Annotated in this window: 15 protein-coding genes and 1 pseudogene; 5 read left to right on the plus strand and 11 right to left on the minus strand. The window is 56.6% G+C overall.

The annotated features are described in order from the left end of the window. The first annotated feature begins 257 nt into the window (after positions 1–257). Positions 258–908, plus strand: coding sequence for a hypothetical protein (locus JX360_RS15390; protein WP_244352683.1), 651 nt, complete (start codon positions 258–260; stop codon positions 906–908). Positions 909–917: 9 nt separating this feature from the next. On the opposite strand, the gene chrA is transcribed toward JX360_RS15390, so the two are convergent. The 8 genes from chrA to acsF all read right to left on the minus strand — a co-directional run bounded on the left by chrA (position 918) and on the right by acsF (position 10,933). Next, on the minus strand, positions 918–2,189 hold the full coding sequence (gene chrA, locus JX360_RS15395) for a chromate efflux transporter (RefSeq protein WP_244352685.1): 1,272 nt from the start codon (positions 2,187–2,189) through the stop codon (positions 918–920). A 104-nt stretch (positions 2,190–2,293) separates the two neighbouring features. Then, the gene (locus tag JX360_RS15400; RefSeq protein WP_425244423.1) at positions 2,294–3,130 is read right to left on the minus strand and encodes a carbohydrate ABC transporter permease; all 837 of its coding nucleotides are present in this window, start codon (positions 3,128–3,130) and stop codon (positions 2,294–2,296) included. A 127-nt stretch (positions 3,131–3,257) separates the two neighbouring features. Beyond that, a complete protein-coding gene (locus JX360_RS15405; protein ID WP_425244424.1) occupies positions 3,258–4,232 on the minus strand; it encodes a carbohydrate ABC transporter permease in 975 nt (324 codons plus the stop codon). Between the two features lie 174 nt (positions 4,233–4,406). Then, on the minus strand, positions 4,407–5,696 hold the full coding sequence (locus JX360_RS15410; protein ID WP_244352697.1) for an ABC transporter substrate-binding protein: 1,290 nt from the start codon (positions 5,694–5,696) through the stop codon (positions 4,407–4,409). 322 nt (positions 5,697–6,018) lie between these two features. Then, positions 6,019–8,013 carry an O-linked N-acetylglucosamine transferase, SPINDLY family protein gene (locus JX360_RS15415; protein ID WP_244352699.1) on the minus strand — a complete coding sequence of 665 codons (1,995 nt, stop codon included), beginning with the start codon at positions 8,011–8,013 and terminating at the stop codon, positions 6,019–6,021. Next, positions 8,003–8,257 carry a DUF4351 domain-containing protein gene (locus JX360_RS15420; protein ID WP_244352701.1) on the minus strand — a complete coding sequence of 85 codons (255 nt, stop codon included), beginning with the start codon at positions 8,255–8,257 and terminating at the stop codon, positions 8,003–8,005. Before JX360_RS15420 ends, JX360_RS15415 begins: the two co-directional genes overlap by 11 nt. 52 nt (positions 8,258–8,309) lie before the next feature. Further along, a complete protein-coding gene (locus JX360_RS15425) occupies positions 8,310–9,806 on the minus strand; it encodes a site-2 protease family protein (RefSeq protein ID WP_244352703.1) in 1,497 nt (498 codons plus the stop codon). A 35-nt stretch (positions 9,807–9,841) separates the two neighbouring features. Next, complete coding sequence (gene acsF, locus JX360_RS15430; RefSeq protein WP_244352706.1) at positions 9,842–10,933, minus strand: magnesium-protoporphyrin IX monomethyl ester (oxidative) cyclase; 1,092 nt, start codon at positions 10,931–10,933, stop codon at positions 9,842–9,844. A gap of 442 nt (positions 10,934–11,375) precedes the next feature. On the opposite strand from acsF, the gene JX360_RS15435 reads away from it, so the two are divergent. Then, positions 11,376–12,950 (plus strand): iron uptake porin, encoded by a 1,575-nt coding sequence (locus JX360_RS15435; RefSeq protein WP_244352708.1) that lies wholly within the window; start codon positions 11,376–11,378, stop codon positions 12,948–12,950. A gap of 481 nt (positions 12,951–13,431) precedes the next feature. Here JX360_RS15435 and pheT read toward each other — a convergent pair whose 3' ends face one another. Next, complete coding sequence (gene pheT, locus JX360_RS15440; RefSeq protein WP_244352710.1) at positions 13,432–15,924, minus strand: phenylalanine--tRNA ligase subunit beta; 2,493 nt, start codon at positions 15,922–15,924, stop codon at positions 13,432–13,434. Positions 15,925–16,062: 138 nt separating this feature from the next. Then, positions 16,063–16,599: a DODA-type extradiol aromatic ring-opening family dioxygenase gene (locus JX360_RS15445; protein WP_244352712.1), complete on the minus strand. Its 537-nt coding sequence runs from the start codon at positions 16,597–16,599 to the stop codon at positions 16,063–16,065. 17 nt (positions 16,600–16,616) lie between these two features. Here JX360_RS15445 and JX360_RS15450 point away from each other — a divergent pair, with 17 nt between their 5' ends. The 3 genes from JX360_RS15450 to JX360_RS15460 all read left to right on the plus strand — a co-directional run bounded on the left by JX360_RS15450 (position 16,617) and on the right by JX360_RS15460 (position 19,192). Next, complete coding sequence (locus JX360_RS15450; protein ID WP_244352721.1) at positions 16,617–17,153, plus strand: thioredoxin domain-containing protein; 537 nt, start codon at positions 16,617–16,619, stop codon at positions 17,151–17,153. A 93-nt stretch (positions 17,154–17,246) separates the two neighbouring features. Beyond that, complete coding sequence (locus tag JX360_RS15455) at positions 17,247–18,182, plus strand: fatty acid desaturase family protein (protein WP_244352723.1); 936 nt, start codon at positions 17,247–17,249, stop codon at positions 18,180–18,182. Further along, positions 18,179–19,192, plus strand: coding sequence for an alpha/beta fold hydrolase (locus JX360_RS15460; RefSeq protein ID WP_244352725.1), 1,014 nt, complete (start codon positions 18,179–18,181; stop codon positions 19,190–19,192). Before JX360_RS15455 ends, JX360_RS15460 begins: the two co-directional genes overlap by 4 nt. A gap of 12 nt (positions 19,193–19,204) precedes the next feature. Here the strand turns inward: JX360_RS15460 and JX360_RS15465 are convergent. Next, a pseudogene (locus tag JX360_RS15465) lies at positions 19,205–19,703 on the minus strand (RNA-guided endonuclease InsQ/TnpB family protein); the annotation flags it as partial.

Here is a 19,703-nt window from a genome sequence, read left to right on the forward strand (position 1 = left end):
GAGCGTCATGAACATTGCCCAGTGGGACGGGTTTTCGTGTCCTTTGAGTCTAAAAGAAGCCCTGCCCGTAATAGGTAGGGTCGGCTCAGGGGATGGGGTATTTGGCAATCCCCTGAACTCCATGAATACCTTGCAGTCTAAGGTTGCAAGGGGCTAGAAGGGAGAATCCCCCGGTTTCTAACCGGGGGAGTGTCAATCAGGAGTATGTTCAAGCTAAGGTAAGGACAGGAGGGACGAGGAGAGAGGGATCCCCGACAATGCCGCCCATTTTGGATCCAGAACGTTCCTACACTTTTTCTCAGTATTTTGAGCTGCGCTTTGATCCGGCGGATATTTTGGCTGAACTCTCCGTCACTCTGGAACGGCGCTATTTGCAAGATTTGCCCTATGCTTTGCCGGAGTCTTTGGCGGTGGGGGCTGCTACTCTACACCAGAGTATGTTGCAATACTTGCCGAAAGCCGCTCTCACCAGCGAGATGGCGCGGCGGGAACTGTTGATCAGCCCGGTTCTGACCAAGTTACTGGAATGCTTACCCCTACAACTGAGCATTGAATACGGCATTGAGGTGAATCGCTTTTTGAAGGGGGAGGTGGACTATCTCCTGCGCGGGGAGCAGCAGATGATCGTGATCGAGGCCAAGGGGGCGGATCTCAGCCGTGGTATCACACAACTGGCGGTTGAGTTGATTGCTTTCGATCTGTGGCTGGAGCAACGGGGGCAACTGTCAGGGATCCCCACCCTATACGGAGCCGTAACCACTGGCGATATCTGGCAATTTTGTCTCTACCAACGACGGGAACACCACATCCTGCAGGATCTCAACCTCTACCGGATCCCGGCGGAGCTAGAGCAAGTGATGGGCATTCTCTGTGGCATTGTCCTGCCAACAAAGTCTTCTGCAATCTAACCCACTGCCTTAGGTCACCAGCCCTCCCACCAGCCAGCCTACCCCTCCTCCCGCCAACACCAACAGCCAGGTGGGTAGCTTAAAGTGCATCAACCCCACCAACGCTGCTCCGCCAATCAGGAGAGCCAGCAGCGAAGCCAGAGGGGTGTCCTGGAGCAAAGCATTTTGTGCCAACGGAATCGTGGCCGCCGCAATCGCCCCCAGAGCCGTCGGAGTCATCGCCTGCAGGGATCCCTTGGCCCAAGCATTGCGCCGTATCCGTAACAAAACCGGAGCCGCCAGCAGAATAAAGGCAAAAGAAGGGGCAAAAATCGCCACTGTTGCCGTCAGCGCCCCCAGCACCCCCGCCACCTTGTAGCCGATAAAGGCTGCCGTCAGCACTACCGGGCCAGGGGTAAATTGCCCAATTGCCACCCCATCCAAAAACTCCGCCGGTGTCAACCAGCGCAACTGCTCCACCACCTCCTCGGCGATGAAAGGGATGATCACCAAGCCCCCCCCAAAAATGGCGCTCCCCACCTTCAGGAAAAACAGGGTCATCGGCCAAAAGTAGGTACCAATGCGCTCTAGGCCCCAAAAACTGCTTAGGGTCAGGGTTTCGGGCGGAACCGTAGCCACCACCGTCTGGGCTAAACTCAGCAGCGGCCAAGGGAGCAAACCGGGGATCCCTGGCCAAGGACGACGGGGCCCATACAGCACCAGCCCCACCGCAGCCGCCAGAGCAAACAGCAGCAGGATATTCACGCCCGCCAGCAGCAGCAGCACAAAAGCCGCCACCGCGATTAGCCCGCGGCTCCAATCCTTCACCGCTTTCCGGCCCAGTTTCCAGCAAAAGGCCAGGATAATAGCGATCACCACCGGGGCCACCCCAAAAAACACCCCCTGTAGCTGCGGCACCTTCTGAAAGCGAAAGTACAGCCAAGAAAACATCACCTCGATCACAAAGGCCGGGGCAATAAAGCAAAAGCCCGCCAACACAGCCCCCGCCCAACCCGCTCGCACATAGCCGATGTAGATCCCCATTTGGGTAGAAGCTGGCCCTGGCAACAGTTCACACAGGCCCACCCCTTCTGTAAATTGTTCCTGGCTCATCCAGCCGCGTCGGGTTACCGCCTCATCGTTCTGCATGGCGATATGGGCTTGCGGGCCACCAAACCCAAGAAAGCCCAGCCTGAGAAACACCGCAGCGATCTCTTTAAGACGAACCGAAAGCGGTGGTAACGGAGCGGGCAGTTCCTGCTCAAGCGCAAGGGACTGACTGGGGGAAGGGTCAGCAGACATCGGCCACACTCAACCTTCGGCTCGTGGTGCGAACGGCAATCCAACCGAGCTCATCCTGCCATTCGTCCGGGATCCCTTCAAGATGGGAGCGCTACATTCGCCCTTTATCCCTTCACCGAACCTGCCAACAGACCGCGCACAAAGTAGCGTTGCAGCGAGAAAAACACCAACAACGGAATCACCATCGTGATGAAAGCTCCCGCCGTCAGGATCGGCCAATCTTGCCCACGGGATCCCACCAACTCCGACAACCGTGCCGTGACCACCGCCACATCCGGTCGGGTTCCCAAAAACACCAACGCCACCAACAGGTCATTCCAGGTCCAGAGAAACTGAAAAATGGCGAAGGAAGCGATGGCCGGCAAAGACAGGGGCACCACCAAGCGACTAAACGTGGAAAAATGCCCCGCCCCATCCACGGCTGCCGACTCGATGATCTCCTTTGGTAAGCCAGCAATCGAGCTGTGCAACAAATAGATGGCCAAAGGCAAGCCAAACCCTGTGTGGGCCAGCCAAATCCCCAAAAACGTGCCGTTCAAACCCAGTTGGGTATAAATCCGCAGCATCGGAATCAACGACATCTGGAGAGGCACCACCATCAAGGCGACAATCCCGGCAAGAATCCACTGCCGCCCTGGAAACTGCATCCAGGCGAGGGCATAGGCGGCAAAAGCCGCGATGGTAATCGGGATCACGGTGGCCGGGATCGACACCAGCAGGCTATTCAAAAAGGCTCGTCCCATGCCATCGGAGGTGAGCACCGACTGGTAATTCTCCAGGGTCCATTGGGTGAACTCAAAGGGATGGGCAAACACCGTCCACCAACCGGAGCTGATAATGGCGCTGCGCTGCCGAAACGAGCTGATCAACAACCCTGCTGTCGGCAAGGTCCACAGAAAACAAAGGAACAGGATCAAGGCCCGCAACGGGATCCCTTGCATCCAGCGTTGTAGAGCCGAAGAATGGGCTGGGTGAGCGGAAGTGGCTTGCTTCATGGCGGGCAAAGGCTGAAAGGGAAAGGAGTTTGAATAAGATTTGAATTAAATAAAAAAAGCGTTGCAGAGAAAGCTACTGGGCACGTCGCCAACTGCGAATGTTGCCGATCATCACCGGGATCACCGCGATCAACAGGATCACCGCCAGGGCACTGCCCCGTCCAAAGTGGCGGAAGCGGAACATCTCGGAATACATACGGTTGGCGATCACCTCCGTGCCAAACTGACCACTGGTCATGACGTAGACGATATCGAACACCTTCAGTACCAGAATCACCACTGTGGTGGCCACCGTCATGATGGTTTTGCTGACATAGGGGAGAATCACCTGAAAGAAAATCTCGATCTCATTAGCCCCATCAATGCGGGCGGCCTCCAGGAGTTCACTGGGCACGGATTTCACCGCTGCCGACAGAATCACCATGCAAAAGCCCGTCTGCAGCCAGATCATGATCACGATCAAGGCCAGAGTATTCAGGGGCTGAGTTTGTAGCCAGCCGATCGGGTCCCCGCCTAAGCGGGTCCAAATGGCATTGAGCAGGCCGATCTGCGGTCGCCCCGGCGGTTGAAAAGCATACACAAAGCGCCAGATCACGCTCGCTCCCACAAACGAGATCGCCATCGGCAAAAAAATCAACGACTTGGCCAGTGGCTCCCAACGCACCCGATCCACTAACACGGCAATGATCAACCCCAGCGACACACTGATCCCCGTTACCAACAGCAACCAAAGCAGGTTGTTGCGAAAAGCGATCAACATGGTGCGGTCGGTAAAGGCAAACTGGTAGTTTTGCCAACCAACCCAGCGCTGCGAACGGGCGTCCAAGAAGCTGAAATACAGGGTTTGAATTGTGGGAAAGATCAGGTAAGCAAACAGGAGCAACAGAGCTGGCCCCACAAAAATGTAGGGACGGATCCGCTCCGCCCATACCCGTGGAAAGCGCGACACCAGATCGTTGGCCAAGAAGAAGAGCGTCCAAACCCCGAGCACGCCAACGGCCAAGGCCACCAACAGCAACTGCCAGGCGGGCGCATTCGGATCCCGCATGAAGCCGGTACTCCAGCCAAAGGCAGCAACAATGGCGATCAACCCCAAAATAGGGCGTAGAATACGTGCCGGTTGACTGTCCAATAGGCCGCCCTCTTCAGCGGCGCTTGCCCCTTGCATGTGATTCTGTTCTCCCAATTTCATTCAGTCTTTTCAGCTCTGAGCCCAACACTGCTAGTCTCGGGGCCAGCTGCGCTCGATCTCCAGCAGCACAGTGTCCAAATCCCGCCCACTGATGTAGTCCACAATCCCGGTCCAGAAGGTGCCTGTACCCACAGCCCCTGGCATCATGTCGGAGCCATCGAAACGGAAGGTGTCGGCATCCCGCAACAGTTCTGCCTGCGCACGGGTGAGATCGTCCGGGTACCAGTCCAGATCAGCGTCATTGTGGGGAGAAAGAAAGCCCCCCGCCTCGGCCCAGGCTCGTCCGGCTTCTGCGGTGGCCAGGTATTCCATCACCTGACGCACTTCCGGTCGGTCGTTCACCATCGACATCACATCCCCAGCTCCCATGACGGGGCGGCCATGCTCGGGGTTGATCGGTGGTAAATAAAAGAAGTCGATATCGCGGCCCGGCTCCACTTCTGGCGGCAGAAACACGGGCAAAAAGCTGGCCTGACGATGCAGATAACAACCCGGGGGATCCTCAAACATCGGGTTGGCGGCATCCCCAAAGGGTGTGGTGAGAATGCCTACCGTGCCCCCCAACACATAGTCAGGATTGAGCCAAATTTCACCCATTTTCTCAAAAGCTTCTTTTACCCGTGGATCGTTGAAGGGGATCTCGTTGCGTACCCATTGGTCATAGACCTCCGGGCCAGAGGTGCGCAGCAAAATGTCCTCGATCCAATCAGTCCCCACCCAGCCGGTCGCACCGCTACTCTCAATGCCGATGCACCAGGGGGTGCCCCCATCCGCCACAATTTGGTCAGACAAGGCCAACAGCTCATCCCAAGTTTCCGGGATTTCATAGCCCGCTTCTTCAAACTGGGGCACCGGATACCAAACCAAGCTCTTGACCGAAGCACGGTACCACACCCCCACCAGCGTGTCATCGACGGTGCCTAGCTCCAACCAGAAGGAACGATACCCTTGGCTCAGTTGTTGGCTATCGATCACTTCGCTCAGATCCACCAAGCGCCCCTCGCGGGCATACTCCATCATCAGACCCGGCTGGGGAAAGGCAATAATATCTGGGGGATCCCCTCCTTCCATCCGCACCGTAATCAGAGTTTCAAAGTCACCCGAACCTTCATAGTCCACCTGAATGCCAGTCCGTTCCTCAAAAGGTCGCATCGAGGCTTCAAAACGCCGGGCATCTTCCTCCACAAACGCACCGAAAATGGTGACCCGTTGTCTTGCCCCTGGAGTATCCGGCTGCTGAGATTGTGGGGCACAGGCGAAGAGGGAGGTGGCGAGAACCAAGCTCAGGCTGAGGTACAGAGACCGAGGGGTTGGGTTCATCAGTCAAGGCTCCTAATGCAAATCATGCCAATTGTGTTCCGGTAGCATGCCTCAGATTAGGCATCGAACTCTACATCTCTTACGAGCGATCCCGAGCCCTCAAAACGTTAGAAATTGAACACGCCAACAGAACAAAACCTCAAATGCAACTGCTCACTTTCTTTGCTGGCAAAGCATCTTGAGGCAATATAAACAATATAAAGTAATTCTATCGAGCTCACGCCAGATTTCCTGAGGATGCTTATCAATCCTTCACTAAAACCAGAAACTTTGATACAAAATGGATCCCCCAATGGGGTTTTCACAGGTTGCCAACAGGTTGTCAACACTTCAGCCTGAGCAACCATTGCTCGAGGGCCCGGATCGGCGCGGGATCCCGGTAGACGCACTCTTGGCGGGCTTCCACCTGCTGACCCATCTGCTTTCGCCACTGCTCATCCAAGCCCAAACGGCTGGCCATTTGGATGTATTCCTCAAGGCCGTGGGCGATGGTCTCCTGGATCCCCAGTTGCTGCAAAATGGCGTAGGTATGGCGGCCTCGCATCAGGGATCCCGGCAGGGTGACGATTGGTAGTCCATGGGGCAAGGCTTCCAGGGTGGTGTTTCCGCCCGACCAACCGATGCTATCCAGGTAGATATCCCCTAGGGCATTGTAGGCGGCATATTCTGGGGGCGAGAGTTCCGGCAACAGCAGCACATACTCTTCGGCGGCCAGACCGTAGGCTTGAAAGGCACGTCGCATCCGCTGCCAAAAGCGCTCCCGGATCCCTTGGGAAAATCGCCCTCGCAAAAACAAAAATTGACAGTCTTTCACTGCAACAGCGATGCGGGGGAAAACGCAGTCGTACTGAGGTAAGTATTTGAACAGCGATTGCGCACAAAGGTAGAGTACCTTGTCCGGATCCACACCCCAGGACTCCCAGTTCACCGAGGCCGGGGCTGTCTCCACAGGCACGTAGTAGGTACCGATCCCAGGCAGGGGGAGCATCTGCTCACAGTAGTGACTGGCCCCATCCGCTGGCTCCATGCCCTCACTGCTCAAGAACACATCCAGGCTGGGTAGGCCGGAGGTTTGGGGGTGTCCCCAGGACAGGGCTTGCACGGGTGCCAGCCGCAGCGTTGCCAACCGCGCCGCCATCGGGTCGATCCCGACCTCTGGGTAGAGGATCACATCCAACTGAGCCGAGCGAATTTGAGTTTGCCAGTCCTCGAAACTACGGGATCCACTCACAAAGCCATCCAGCCGCTGTGGCAGAGCTTGGGTGATTTCATCCTCAATGTCGGAGGTGTGAAAGCCGTAGAGGGCAAACTGGCTTCGATCCAGAGCTTCCACCCAACCGCGGGTGAGGATCTTCCACACCGAGTGATCCCGAAATAGGCCAGAAACGATGCCCACCCGCAGCTTGTCTGGGGAGCGGGGCTTTGGGGTGGGGGGGTGGGGATAGCGGGCGGCCATCACCCCATGAATCAGGGATCCATACATCTGTTGCAGATCGCGGTCATTCTGGCCTTGGTAGGGCAGGAAAAAGGGTTGTACCGAGCCGATCCCGGCGGCAGCCCGTTCCCGTAGGCGGGGATCCCGCAGCAGGGGTTCCAATGTCCCTTTTACCCGTAGGAGAGCCTGACGGTACTGCTCCCGGGCTGTCCAGATTTGATCTTCTGTTTCATACACAAGCGGCAACTGGCTCACACACCATCCCAACCCCGCCGCCAAATCGGCGGGATCCCGCTGCCAGAGTTGCTCAAACAGTTGGGCTGCTTCTGTTTCTTGGCCGCAGTCCCGCAAGACAATCGCCAACGTATAGGCAGCATCAGCAAACTCTGGCTGGAGAGCAAGGGCTTGTGCCAAGGGATCCCGTGCCGCTTCCAACTGCCCCTGCTGCCGCAACACCAACCCCAGCTGGTAAAGCACCTCTGGATCCGGCCCCCCTTGCTTGAGGGCTTGCCGAAAGTGGGTCTCTGCCTCAGTCAGCCGACCCGCTTGCTTGAGGGCGATCCCCAAATTGAAGTGGGCATCGGGAAATTGGGGTTGCTGGGTGAGGGCTCGACGGATCAATTGAATGGCGCTATCCAGGGATCCCTGTTGTTGCCGACAAACCCCCAACAGATGCAGCACCTCTGGATGGTTGGGGCACTTTTCCAAAATCCACTCGTAGAGAGGGATAGCCTGAAGCAGTTGCCCTGCCTGATGGTGTTGAACGGCCCGTGCCAAAACAGACTCAATCTGGCTACGTGAGGTACGGAGCACCCTTGAAAGCGATGGGGATCCCTTGGGATCCGGTGATTTTCCAAAGCCTTTCCCCTCTTTAGCGGCCATGCTGGAGCCAGGTTTCCAAATCCTCAGGGCAGCTCCACTCCAGAAGTGCCTCGGCTAGGCTTTGCAAATCAGCAACCGGTAGCTGCCTCAGTTGAGTTTCTTGGGCAGGAGACAAAGACCCAAACTTGCGACGCAATAGATTTAGAGTGAGTTCTGCTTGTCCTTGCTGGATCCCCTGTTGGATTCCTTCTTGAATCACATCTTGGTAAAAGCGGGTTTGCCTTAAATCTTCCGTTGTAAACATCTCCCCAATCTCCTCCCGAGTCATGCGAGGAAACTTATACACCCCCATCGAGCTACCCATTGGGGAAATTGAGGAAGCCCGCCAAAGCCGGTGCAATCGGCAACAGGGTCATCACCATCAAAAACAAAGCCAGCAAGGCCAAAGCGTCCCGTTGTCCATCGGTTTCGCTGATCTCATCCTGGGGTGGGCGCTCCGGCTCACGGGCAATAAACAAGATCAACAAGGCCCAGTACAAAGCCAAAACATTGCTAAAAGATGCCACCGCCAATGCAATCAGGGTGATGAAAGTGGCCCGGGCCGCTGTCTTCCGCCCATACACCGCCTGCACAATCCTTCCGCCATCCAATTGACCAGCCGGCAGCAGACTCAAAGCTGTGATCCCAAGACCAATCCACCCCACCGCCACCAGCGGGTGAATGGCGATCACCTCCGATTGAAACTCACTCCCCAAGACCAAGCGCGCCAGGGTTCCCACCAAAATCGAGCTGCGAAACAGATCCGTGGGCACATACAAGCCCGCCGAACCGGACAGCACCAACCCCACCAGCAACACCAGCAGCGAAATCAGCCCACCCGCTGCGGGCCCAGCAAAGGCAATATCGAACAGGGCCTTGCGATTGGGAACCGGCGATTCAATCCGATTCAGGGATCCCAGCGTACCAATGCCAAAACTGGGAATGACAAAAGCAGGGCTGAGCCGCACCCCATACTTACCCGCCATCCAGCGGTGACCCGCCTCATGCATCAGCAAAGTGGCCAGGATGCCGACGGATACCGGCAAAGCCTCCACCCAACGGCCCGGCGCATCCAGCAGGCGGAAGCCAAACAAATTGGCCCCCACCTCCAACGTGGCAAGAAAGCTAAAGAACAGCAGCGCCCCTGCCAGAATCTTGGCTCCTGTAGAAGCCCGGTAGTTGACAATCTCATCCGGCAGCACCACCACCGCCGGCTTTTCCGAGGGATCCTCCACCAAAAACAGCTGGTAACGATCCCCCACCCGCTCCTTTAACTTGTTGAGCAATAGGGGTAAAACCACCTCTGGATCCTGGCGCAGGTTGCCCTTGAAGATCGCTCCTTCCCCGTAGGGAATGGTCTCCGTGGCAAAAAAAGTATCAATACTGAAAATGGACTGAATCGCCTGTAAGTCCTCGGCAGAAAGACGATGGAGTGCTGCCTCTGAGGTGCCGATGCTGGGTTCTGGCGGTGCTTCTTGCAAAGAGCCTAAGGAGTCTGGCTGTCCCTCCATTTGCCGGGCCAGCTGTTCACGGCGGGCTTGTAGCTCTTGGTTGGCCAATTGCCGTGCCTTGCGCCCAACAGCAATGTAGAGCCCCGTAAAGACCAGCAGCAACAACAAGAACCCGGCAAAGTTGAGATAGATCCCAAACAGCAGCAACCCCAGAAAGGCCACCCACGGCAGCAACAGTAGGGATCCCTGCAGCCAAACCCAGACAGCAACGGATCCCCGCTTGCGGGCACGCCAGAATCCCCAACCCAAAAACGCCAGCGTTGCTAACAAAAACAGGGGGGTAATCTCGGTGGCAATGTTCATGGTCTGTCTATTGTTGAGCTGGAATTGAGAGCGGCTCAGGCAGGAACGGTAGCCCCTTGTGGCTGGGGTTCAGGCTGTTCCCACAAATGGATCCCGGCAGGCCGAGTCTTGAGCAAGAAGAGCCGCAAGAATTGATAGCCATTGGCCAAGTAGAGGGGCAGTTTGCGCAACCCTTTCAGGGATCCAGAACCTTGGGCAATCTCCCTTAGCTTGGCATTGTTGGCCACACACCGTTGCAACCGCTGGACAAATTCGGGGTTTTCCACATCCAGCACCACCGGAAACACCTTGGCCGCTTCCCGGTTGGTTTTGTAGATCACTTCCATATCATAGGCATGGGGATCCAAGCCAATCAGGCGGTAGAAATCGGGGCGCTCACCGACATCGTTGAGGTACATGGTGGCAAACACCGACAGCAAAAAGAAGCGGCACCACAGCTTAGCGATCCACCCCTTGAGTAGCTGCGGCTGGCTGGAGAGCATCAGCATAAAGAAGTCGCCGTGGCGGTTCTCGTCCTGGCACCAGTTCTTAAAGAAGTTGAAGATCGGGTAAATGCGGTCTTCGGGGTGGGCTTCCAGGTGGCGGTAGATGAGGATGTAACGCCAGTAACCGATCTTCTCCGAGAGATAGGTCGCGTAGAAGATAAAGCGGGGCGCGAAGTAGGTGTAAGCCTTGTTTTTGGTCAGAAAACTCAGATCCAGCGCCAGGTTGAAGTCTCCCATAGCCCGGTTCAGGAAGCCAGCATGGCGGGCCTCGTCGCGGCTCATCAAGGCAAAGCACTCAGCCAAGGTGGGGTTGGTTTCCTTTAGCTTGCGAGACAGCTCCTTGTAAAGGAGAAAGCCCGAGAACTCAGCGGTGCAGGAGCGCTCCAGAAATTCCACAAACAACTGTCGCGCTCGTGGATCCAGTTGGCTTTCCCAATCCTGAGCAAACTCTTCGCCGCGGATGAAGTGATGGCGGTTGTAATCGGCGCGAAACTCCTCCAGCATGGCGTGGAAGTCCGCCTCTCGATCCCCCAATCCCATCTTGCCAATGGCCTCGAAATCGGTGGTGTAAAAGCGCGGTGTCAGGATCGTTTCAGTAGGCACTCGCGCCTGAGTTTGAGCGGCTTGCAGGCTAGGACTCATAATGGTTCAGAGCTTGTGAAAAAGGCCAAGTATTCTCCTGCAGTTTATCAGCCCCTTCTACCCGAGCGGGGATAAGAAGTATTACTAGGTCTGTCACCAGGGGGATTCCGACCTGCGAGTCCCCGCAGCCACACCCTCTGGATCCCACCTTTAGAGCGCAAATCAGCCCCTTTTACAGCCTCACAGGGGATCCACTGCTAGCCAGGGCTGGATCCCTGATGTAGAGTAATGGATATTGGGCCTGGATCATCTACCGCTGTTGGGTCTCGCATTGAGTCTCACGCAGAAAGTGTGTAAAGTGGTAGACGATATGGATTATGGCTGTATCATGTTTTTCCAGAGTCCGCAATTGTCAGGCTCATTCTTGAGTTAGGCAGTTTGTTGCTTTTAGAAGGCATCGCTACAGCCAAACAGGTGTGAGGAAAAGAACAAGGAGAGAAACATGCCCGCGAAACACGCGAATTACTGGAAGACTCTGTTGGCTGGCACCCTGGGTGCAGCAGCAGTCTTGACCCCTGGAATGGCCTATGCCCAAGCTTCTGGGCCGGTCACTGCTATTTCTGAGCTTTCTGACGTACAGCCGACCGACTGGGCATTCCAAGCTCTGCAATCTTTGGTGGAGCGCTACGGCTGTATTGCTGGTTACCCTGATCGCACCTACCGTGGCAACCGGGCCATGACCCGCTTCGAGTTTGCCGCTGGTATGAATGCCTGTTTGGATCGCATCAATGAGCTGATTGCTGCTGGCTTGGCCGACAAAGTGTCTCGGGAAGACTTGGCCACCCTGCAGCGCCTACAAGAGGAATTTGCCGCTGAACTGGCTGCCCTGCGCGGTCGTGTGGATGCTCTGGAAGCCGACGTCACCGACCTGAAGGGGAAAGTCTTCAACCCCGTCACCAAGTTGAATGCCCAAGTGATCACCGCCATTTACGGCAGTGCCCTCACCGATGACCGAATTGTGGATGGTGTAACGGTTGCTGAGCAAGACCAAGCCAACATGACCCTGCCCTACCGGGTGCGCTTGAACTTCGATGCCTCCTTCACCGGGCGGGATCGGTTGCGGATTCGTTTGCAAGCCCGTGATGCTGTGACCGAGTTCTTTGATGGCGACCCTGGCCCTGGTTTCGGTGGCGGTGGCGGTGGCACCTTCACCCTGGCCAAGTTGATCTATCAGTTCCCGGCTTTCAATAATGCCGCAACCATCTACGCCGGTATCTCTGGCTCGGGCGTGTTCGATGTGTTCAACTACGGCACTCCCTTCGATGCCTTGTCGGACTTCGCCGATGCCCCCAACTCCACCGCTGACGTGCCGGGTGGTACGATGTTTGGCTTCCGCTTCCGCCCTGGTGACCAGTTCCGTCTGGCCTATAGCTACAGCACCAGAAATGGGCAACGCCTGGGCAATGGCTTTGGCGACTCTGGTTTGACGGGTGGCGATAGTGCCCATGCGGTTGAGCTAGGCTTCTTGCCGACGGAAACCCTGGAGTTGTATCTGCAGTTTGCCACCACCTATTTACAAAATGGGGATCCCAGCTTCTTGGCCAACGGCACTTCCCTCTTCCGTGGGCCCTTGAGTGTCACCGATGTGTCTCACTCTGCTCGCGTGAATGCCTTCTCTGTGGCCGCCAACTGGGAGCTTAGCCCCCGCATCATTCTGTCTGGCTGGTTCACCACTGGTAACATCGATTACAATTTGCCCAACGTGGTTCCCGCCGGTACCATCGATCCTGGCGATGAAGACTTCAACGGATTCCTGTTTGGCTTTGCCTTCCCGGATCTGTTCATTGAAGGAGCTCAGGGTGGTGTGGTCTTTGGTCAGCCGATTGTAACCACCAGCAACGATGGTGTCTGGGATAGCCGTCCTTTCATCGTGGATGTTTACTACAGCTTCCCGGTGAACGAATACCTGACCTTGACCCCAGCCGCTTACTTCGTGAGCAACCCCAACGGTGCTCTGCCGGGCGACAACGACCCAACCATTGGTGTGGGCGCTCTGCGGGCCGTCTTCAACTTCTGATCGCTTGATTGACTTTGCTAATCTTCTTAGGGATCCACAACAGTGGATCCTTTTTTTTGTAGGCCAGTTCCTACTCAAGGTTGATTGCACTCAGCGACTGATGACGCCTCTGCTCTGACAGCAGCGCAGGGTAAAACGCTGACTTTTGGCTGGGTTCGTAAACATCTCGGAGGGATCCTGGCGGAAATCTATGAAAATCCTCCGGCTACCGTTTCCAGTTCATCATCCGTCAATTCATCTTGATTTAGGCCAGCAGGACGCAGTTCTTCAGCGGAATCCCAAGCCTTTTTGCTATAGTTAGCCATGATCACTTCTCCTTGAGGTTGTAGGGGGAGTACACCTTTCCTCAGCGCATGTCCTTACGATAGAAAAGGCAGGAGAGAATCGAAGTGATGCAAGTCAAGGCTGAGCTGTGATGTGAATTACATCAGGGGTTAGTCTCAAGTGAGTTTGCCAAAAGGGATCCCTTAGAGCAGGGGAACTAACTTCGTAAGGTGACCTGGAATTGTTTTTCCAATTGGGTTCTCACCTGGCTTTGGGCGGTTTCCACTTCAGCGTCGGTGAGGGTGCGATCCGGCGCACGATATACCAAACGGAACGCTAGGCTGCGCTGACCCTCAGGCACTCCTGGGCCACGATATTCATCAAACAATTGCACCGACTGGAGCAGCGCTCCTCCAGCTTGGCGAATAGCCTGCTCTAACTCACCCACAGAAAGCCCAACTGGGGCAAAAAAGGCGATATCCCGATCCGAAGCCGGAAAAGGCGAGAAGGGCAGAAATTGCACAATCCCCCGCTTCTCCATGCCTTCTAGCAAGGGATCCAGTTCCAGCTCAAATCCATACACGTGATCCGGCAGACCTTTTTCTTGGCAAAGGCGGGGGTGCAACTGCCCAAATAGGCCGATCCGGGATCCCTTGATCCACAGGCTGGCCTGACGACCGGGATGTAACTCTGCCGCCTGCTGGGCTGGGGGGTCAACGCGAAACTCTGGGCTGAATCCCAACCGTTCTAGGGCTGAGACCAACAACCCTTTGGCCTCGAACCAGTCCATCGGTCGGTTGTGGTGCTGCCAGTCGTTGGGGTTGGGATCCCCACCCAAAATGCCGCCAATGTGATCTGCTTCTAGGTAGGGGTGAGGGCTAAGGGGAAGAGCATGGGCAAAGACCCGACCGATTTCAAAAGCTTGCAGCGGGCCATTGCCTTGATCCCAGTTGTAGCGGAAAGCTTCCACCAAACCGGGTAGGAGAGCATTCCGTACAGCTGAATATTCGGGTGAGAGAGGGTTGGCAATTCTCACCTGAATGTCTTCTAGACTTGGCTCCACCGGGCACAGAGAGATGTGATAGAGCTCTGTCAGGCCAATGCCTCGCAAAACCTCCCGAACCTGGCGCGTTAGGGATTCCCGCACCGAAAGGGATCCCACCTGAGGTTCTGGGGGTAGGGTTTCCGAGAAGCGGTCGTAGCCGTAGAGACGGGCAAACTCTTCAATCAAATCAATCTCCCGTTCGATATCCCGCAGACGATAGGGGGGAACTTTCACCTGCCAGACACAACGGGTCACCGCCGCCGTTTCGGTTTCAGGCGTGGCGGGCTTCCCATCAGATTTGCTTGCTACCCCACAGGGGGACAGTTGAAAGCCCAAAGCAGGCAAGATCTCTTCTACATCTGCCGCCTGCACATCATCCCCCAACACATCGATCAGCCGAGACAGGCGCAGTTCTAGGGTGCGTTCTAAGGAGGGGCGTTGGTCAAAGGAGGTGAGGCCGGTGACTTTTCCTCCGGCCCATTCCAGGATCAACTGCACCGCCCGATCCCGTGCTTGATCCAGGCTGGCAAAATTGACCCCCCGTTCGTAACGGGCAGAAGCCTCTGTGCGCAGAGATTGCGAACGAGCGGAGCGCCGCGTCACCACAGGGTCGAACAGGGCAGCTTCTAGAAAAATGTTGGTGGTGGCCAGGTTGACCTCGGTTTCTTCCCCCCCCATCACCCCCGCCAGGGCTACGGGTTTGTCAGCGGCGGTGATCAGATGACTTTCAGCCTGCAAGGTGCGGGTTTGGCCATCCAGGGTTTTCAGAGTTTCTCCAGCCTGGGCAAGGCGCACTCCGATAGCGGGCTTTTTCGGATTGTCCAGCGCCGCCAGCAGGCGATCCCAATCAAAGGCGTGGAGCGGTTGGCCCCATTCCAGCAGGATCAAGTTGGTGATATCCACTACATTGTTGATGGAGCGGATCCCAGCGGCGGCCAGACGGTGTTTTAGCCAATCGGGGGAAGGGCCAATTTTTACCCCCTCGATTAACACACCACTGTAGGCGGGGCAGGCTTTGGCATCGGCAATTTGAAGACTGAGGCCGGCAATCGGTTTGGCCTTGAGAGGAGCAACAGAGGGCAGGTGCAAGGGGTTGCGGGTGAGGGCAGCCACTTCGCGGGCAATCCCCACCATACTCAGGGCGTCGGCACGATTGGCGGTCGAGGTGAGATCCAGAACCACATCATCTAGGCCCAGCAAAGGGCGCACATCGGATCCCAAGGGGTAAGTGTGCAAATCCAGACTGGGGGGAAATTCGTGGATCCCTTCCGAGGTTTTCTCCAGGCCCAACTCCGCCAAAGAGCAGATCATGCCGGCAGAGGTAACGCCGCGCTTTTCCGCTTTTTCGATGGTGAGGTGGATGGCGGGCAAATGGGTGCCGGGAGTAGCAACGGCAACGAGGATCCCAGCGCGGGCGTTGGCGGCTCCACAGACAATGGTGGCAGGCTGCTTAGCCCCCAGATCCACTTGGCAAACCTGCAGTTTGTCAGCGTTGGGGTGAGGCTCCGCTTTGAGAATCTTGCCCAGCACGACCCCATCGGCCCAGGTGCGGCGATCTTCGATGTCTTCCACCTCAAATCCCACCAGGGTTAGGGCTTCCCCCAATTCTTCCGGTGCAAGTTCGAAGTCAACCAGTTCTCGCAACCACTTCAAGGAGATGCGCATCGCTGAGCCATTAGAGCAAACGCCGCACCCATTATCGCTTACAAGGCCCTCTCCTCCAGCAGGGATCCCTGCCTTTCTCCTTTCTCTCTGGGTGTTGTGTTGAAGGATGGCCTGGATCCTGAGCAAAGCCAATGGAGCTCACCCAAACCGAAAGGCTGCCATGCTCAGCACCCCGTAGGTATATATACCCCTGGAAGATCTGTTGCCAGGGAGCTCCTCCTGCCCCAGCCGCCACAAAGAGGGGCAGCAAATGTTCGTCGCGGGAATTAAGACAAGCACCCCCTCTTCTCGTAAAGGTTGCAGGGCTTGCCCCAGCTGATAGTGGTAGGCGGGATCCCGTTGCGGCTGAATCGACACCTGCACCACCGGGATCTGGGCTGCGGGGTAAATCAAGAGGAGTGGGTTCCACGCTCTATGATCCAGTCCCCGATCTGGGTCAAGTTGGGTCGGGATCCCGGCTGCATCCAAGCGATCTTTCACGCGGGCAGCCAGAGCCGGATCGCCAGGGGCAGGGTAGCGCAGTTGGTAAAGCTGTGGAGCAAACCCGTAAAAGTCGTGGAGGGCTGCGGGTTGGGGAGGCTTGGGTTGAATGCTAGAACGGTGAAGGCAGAGGGATAAAGGTAAGGGATCCCTGACTTTGAGGCCAAGTTGGCCTTGGGAGCAATACCTGGACATGACAAGAGGGACTGGGCATGAGCGAAAGTTGGGCGAAACGACTGCGCAATGGGCTGATTGCTGTAGCCGCAGTGATTCTGGCAACGGGACTCTTTTTGGCCAATCAAAGTCGGAGTGCCAGTACCAGCCTGGAAGCTCTGGTGCAACGCAGTGTGCCGCTGGAAGAGGCTCAGGCCAATGCCAAGCCCTCTTTGGTGGAGTTTTACGCCGATTGGTGTACCAGTTGTCGCTCGATGGCACCGGTGCTGGCCAGCCTGAAAGAGGAGTTTGCCCAACACGTTAACTTTGTCATGCTGAATGTGGATAACCCGAAATGGTTGCCGGAACTCAGCCGCTATCGGGTGAACGGGATCCCTCATTTTTTGTTTTTGGATCGGGAAGGGGAACTGCTGGGCTCTGCGATTGGGGAGCAACCGGAGTCGGTTCTAAGGGCCAATCTGCTGGCTCTAGCCTCAGGGGATCCCTTGGATTTGGCGGGCAGTGGCCCTGTGTCCGGGTTGGATCGCAATTCCCCTGTCCTGCTGGATCAACCGGATCCTCGTAGTCATGGGTAAGAGCTCTCCCTCTGGTCGGCGCACTCGTTCTGGCAATCAGCCGTTGAAATTTGATAGATTCCATCCATTCCTCTCAGCTCACGAGAGCCACCTATGTCGGTCAGGGCAACTCCGGTTGATATAGATCATCTCAATCCGCAGCGCTTGATCCCGGTCGAGCGCCTCAAGCAGCTCAATACCCGCTCCAACCGAGCCGGACTGTTGCAACTGGCGGGCCACCTGGCGGTGATGGGGGTAAGCGGTGGCCTGTGGCTAACCCAGATGGGATCCCACAGCTGGATCGCGCTGCCAGCCCTGGTGGTCTACGGGGCCAGTTTGGCGACGATGTTTGCGGCTCTGCATGAATGTGTACACCGCACCGCCTTTGCCAGCCCGAGGCTCAACGATGCCGTCGCTTGGTGGGCGGGCCTGCTGTCGTTCTATAACAGTACCTTTTATCGCCGTTACCACAAGTGGCACCACCGCTACACCCAGATTCCAGGCAAGGATCCTGAGCTGGAGGATGCCAAACCCCAAAACGGGCGGGACTATTTGCTCGAGCTGAGCGGCATCCCCTGGTGGATCGGCAAGGTCAAGGGCTATTTCCGCTTGGCCAGCGGGCAGTTGCAGGGATATCCCTACATTCCCGAGTCGGCCCGGGTAGAGGTGATCCGTTCAGTACGTTGGCAACTGGCGGTGTATAGCCTCGGGATCCTACTGTCGATCCTGTCGGGGTATCCGGGATTTGTGCTGGGGTGGCTGTTGCCCTTGGCAGTGGGGCAGCCGATTTTGCGCTTCATCTTGCTGGCGGAACACACCGGCTGTAGTCAGGATGAGGATCCCCTCACCAACACCCGCACCACGCTTACCCTTTGGCCAATTCGGTTTTTGATGTGGAATATGCCCTATCACGCCGAGCATCACCTCTATCCATCGATCCCTTTTCACGCCTTGGCCAAGGCCCATGAGTATCTGCAGCCATACTTAGCCCACTTGGAACCGGGGTATCTGCGGGTACATCAACGGGTAGTGGGGCACTTCCTGGCATGACCTATTCCACCTGGATCCAGACGGATTTTGAGCTGCACTGTGGGATCCGCCTGCCCCAGATCACCCTGGCCTATGCCACCTATGGTCAACTGTCACCCCAACGGGATAACCTCATCCTCTACCCCACTTCCTACGGAGCACAGCACCCCGATATCGACTGGTTGATCCGACCGGATGGGATTCTCAACCCCGAGCGCTGGTTTATTGTCATTCCCAACATGCTGGGCAATGGCCTATCCACCTCTCCCAGCAACGAGGCCGCCTGTGGCCTCCGAGAAGATGGGTTTTGGTTCAGCCACTGGGACAATGTGCGCCTGCAGGAGAGCCTGCTCACCCACCACTTTGGCGTCGAGCGGATCCGCTTGATCTACGGCTGGTCGATGGGGGCACAGCAAGCCTATCACTGGGGATCCCTGTTTCCAGAGCGGGTGGAACGAATCGCGGCCCTCTGTGGCACCGCTAAAACCACGGTTCACAATCGGGTGTTTCTGGAAAGTTTGCGCTCGGCCCTGACGGCGGATCCAATGTGGAATGGGCGGCGATTTGTGGGAGTGCCCGACCGAGGTTTTCGGGCCTTTGCCCATATCTACGCCAGTTGGGCGGCCTCGCAGCCGTTTTTTAACCAGAGGCTCTACGAAGGGCTAGGCTATGCCACTTTGGAAGACTATTTGACCCAAGCCTGGGAGGCCAGTTATCGCCGCCGGGATCCCCATAATTTGCTGTCGATGATCGAGACCTGGATCCGGTGTGATATCAGCGATAACCCGGTTCACAAGGGTAACTACGAAACTGCCCTGGCTTCGATTCGAGCCCACACGTTGGTCATGCCCAGCCTGACGGATCTCTACTTCACCCCAGCCGACTGTCAGGCGGAAGCCGAGCGGATCCCGAATGCCCTCTTCCAAGGGATCCCTTCTATCTGGGGACATCGGGCGGGAAATCCCTATCAAAATCCGGTGGATGAAGCGTTTATTCGAGAGGCCATCCAAGACCTTATGCAGAGTTGGTGACAACTCCCACCGCTAAGCTGCGCAGTAGCGGGGGCTTCTCAAATTCACAAATGAGAGTTGCTGCTTCACAGGACTCGTGTCCGAGTATCCTCCACAGCCAGCAAACGCCTGTCCCAGCGTCCGTTCTGCCCGATGCAAAAGTTCAGTGCTGCATTCCAGTCCCGGTCTATTTCTAGCCCGCAATGAGGGCAGTGGTCGCGCCAGCGGTGCGGAGCACTTTGCACCCGCTCTGCCAGCGCCTTCTGCACTTGTTCACCACATCCCGAACATGCCTGGCTGGTACCGTTGGGATTTTCTGCCATCGCTATCTTGCCGCGTTTGACCGCTACTGCTTCGAGGATACGCAGAAATGCACCCCACGCCATATCCAGAATCGACTGAGCCAGTCGGGTTCTAGCCAGTCCTTTGATGTTCAGGTTCTCAAACACAATCAGGTCATAGGCACTGCAAAGCCAATGGGCCACCTGATAGTGAAACTCTTTGCGTTGTCTGGCCACGTGCAAATGCAGTC

The sequence above is a fragment of the Thermostichus vulcanus str. 'Rupite' genome (assembly GCF_022848905.1).
In the GTDB taxonomy this organism is placed as follows: Bacteria; Cyanobacteriota; Cyanobacteriia; order Thermostichales; family Thermostichaceae; genus Thermostichus; species Thermostichus vulcanus_A.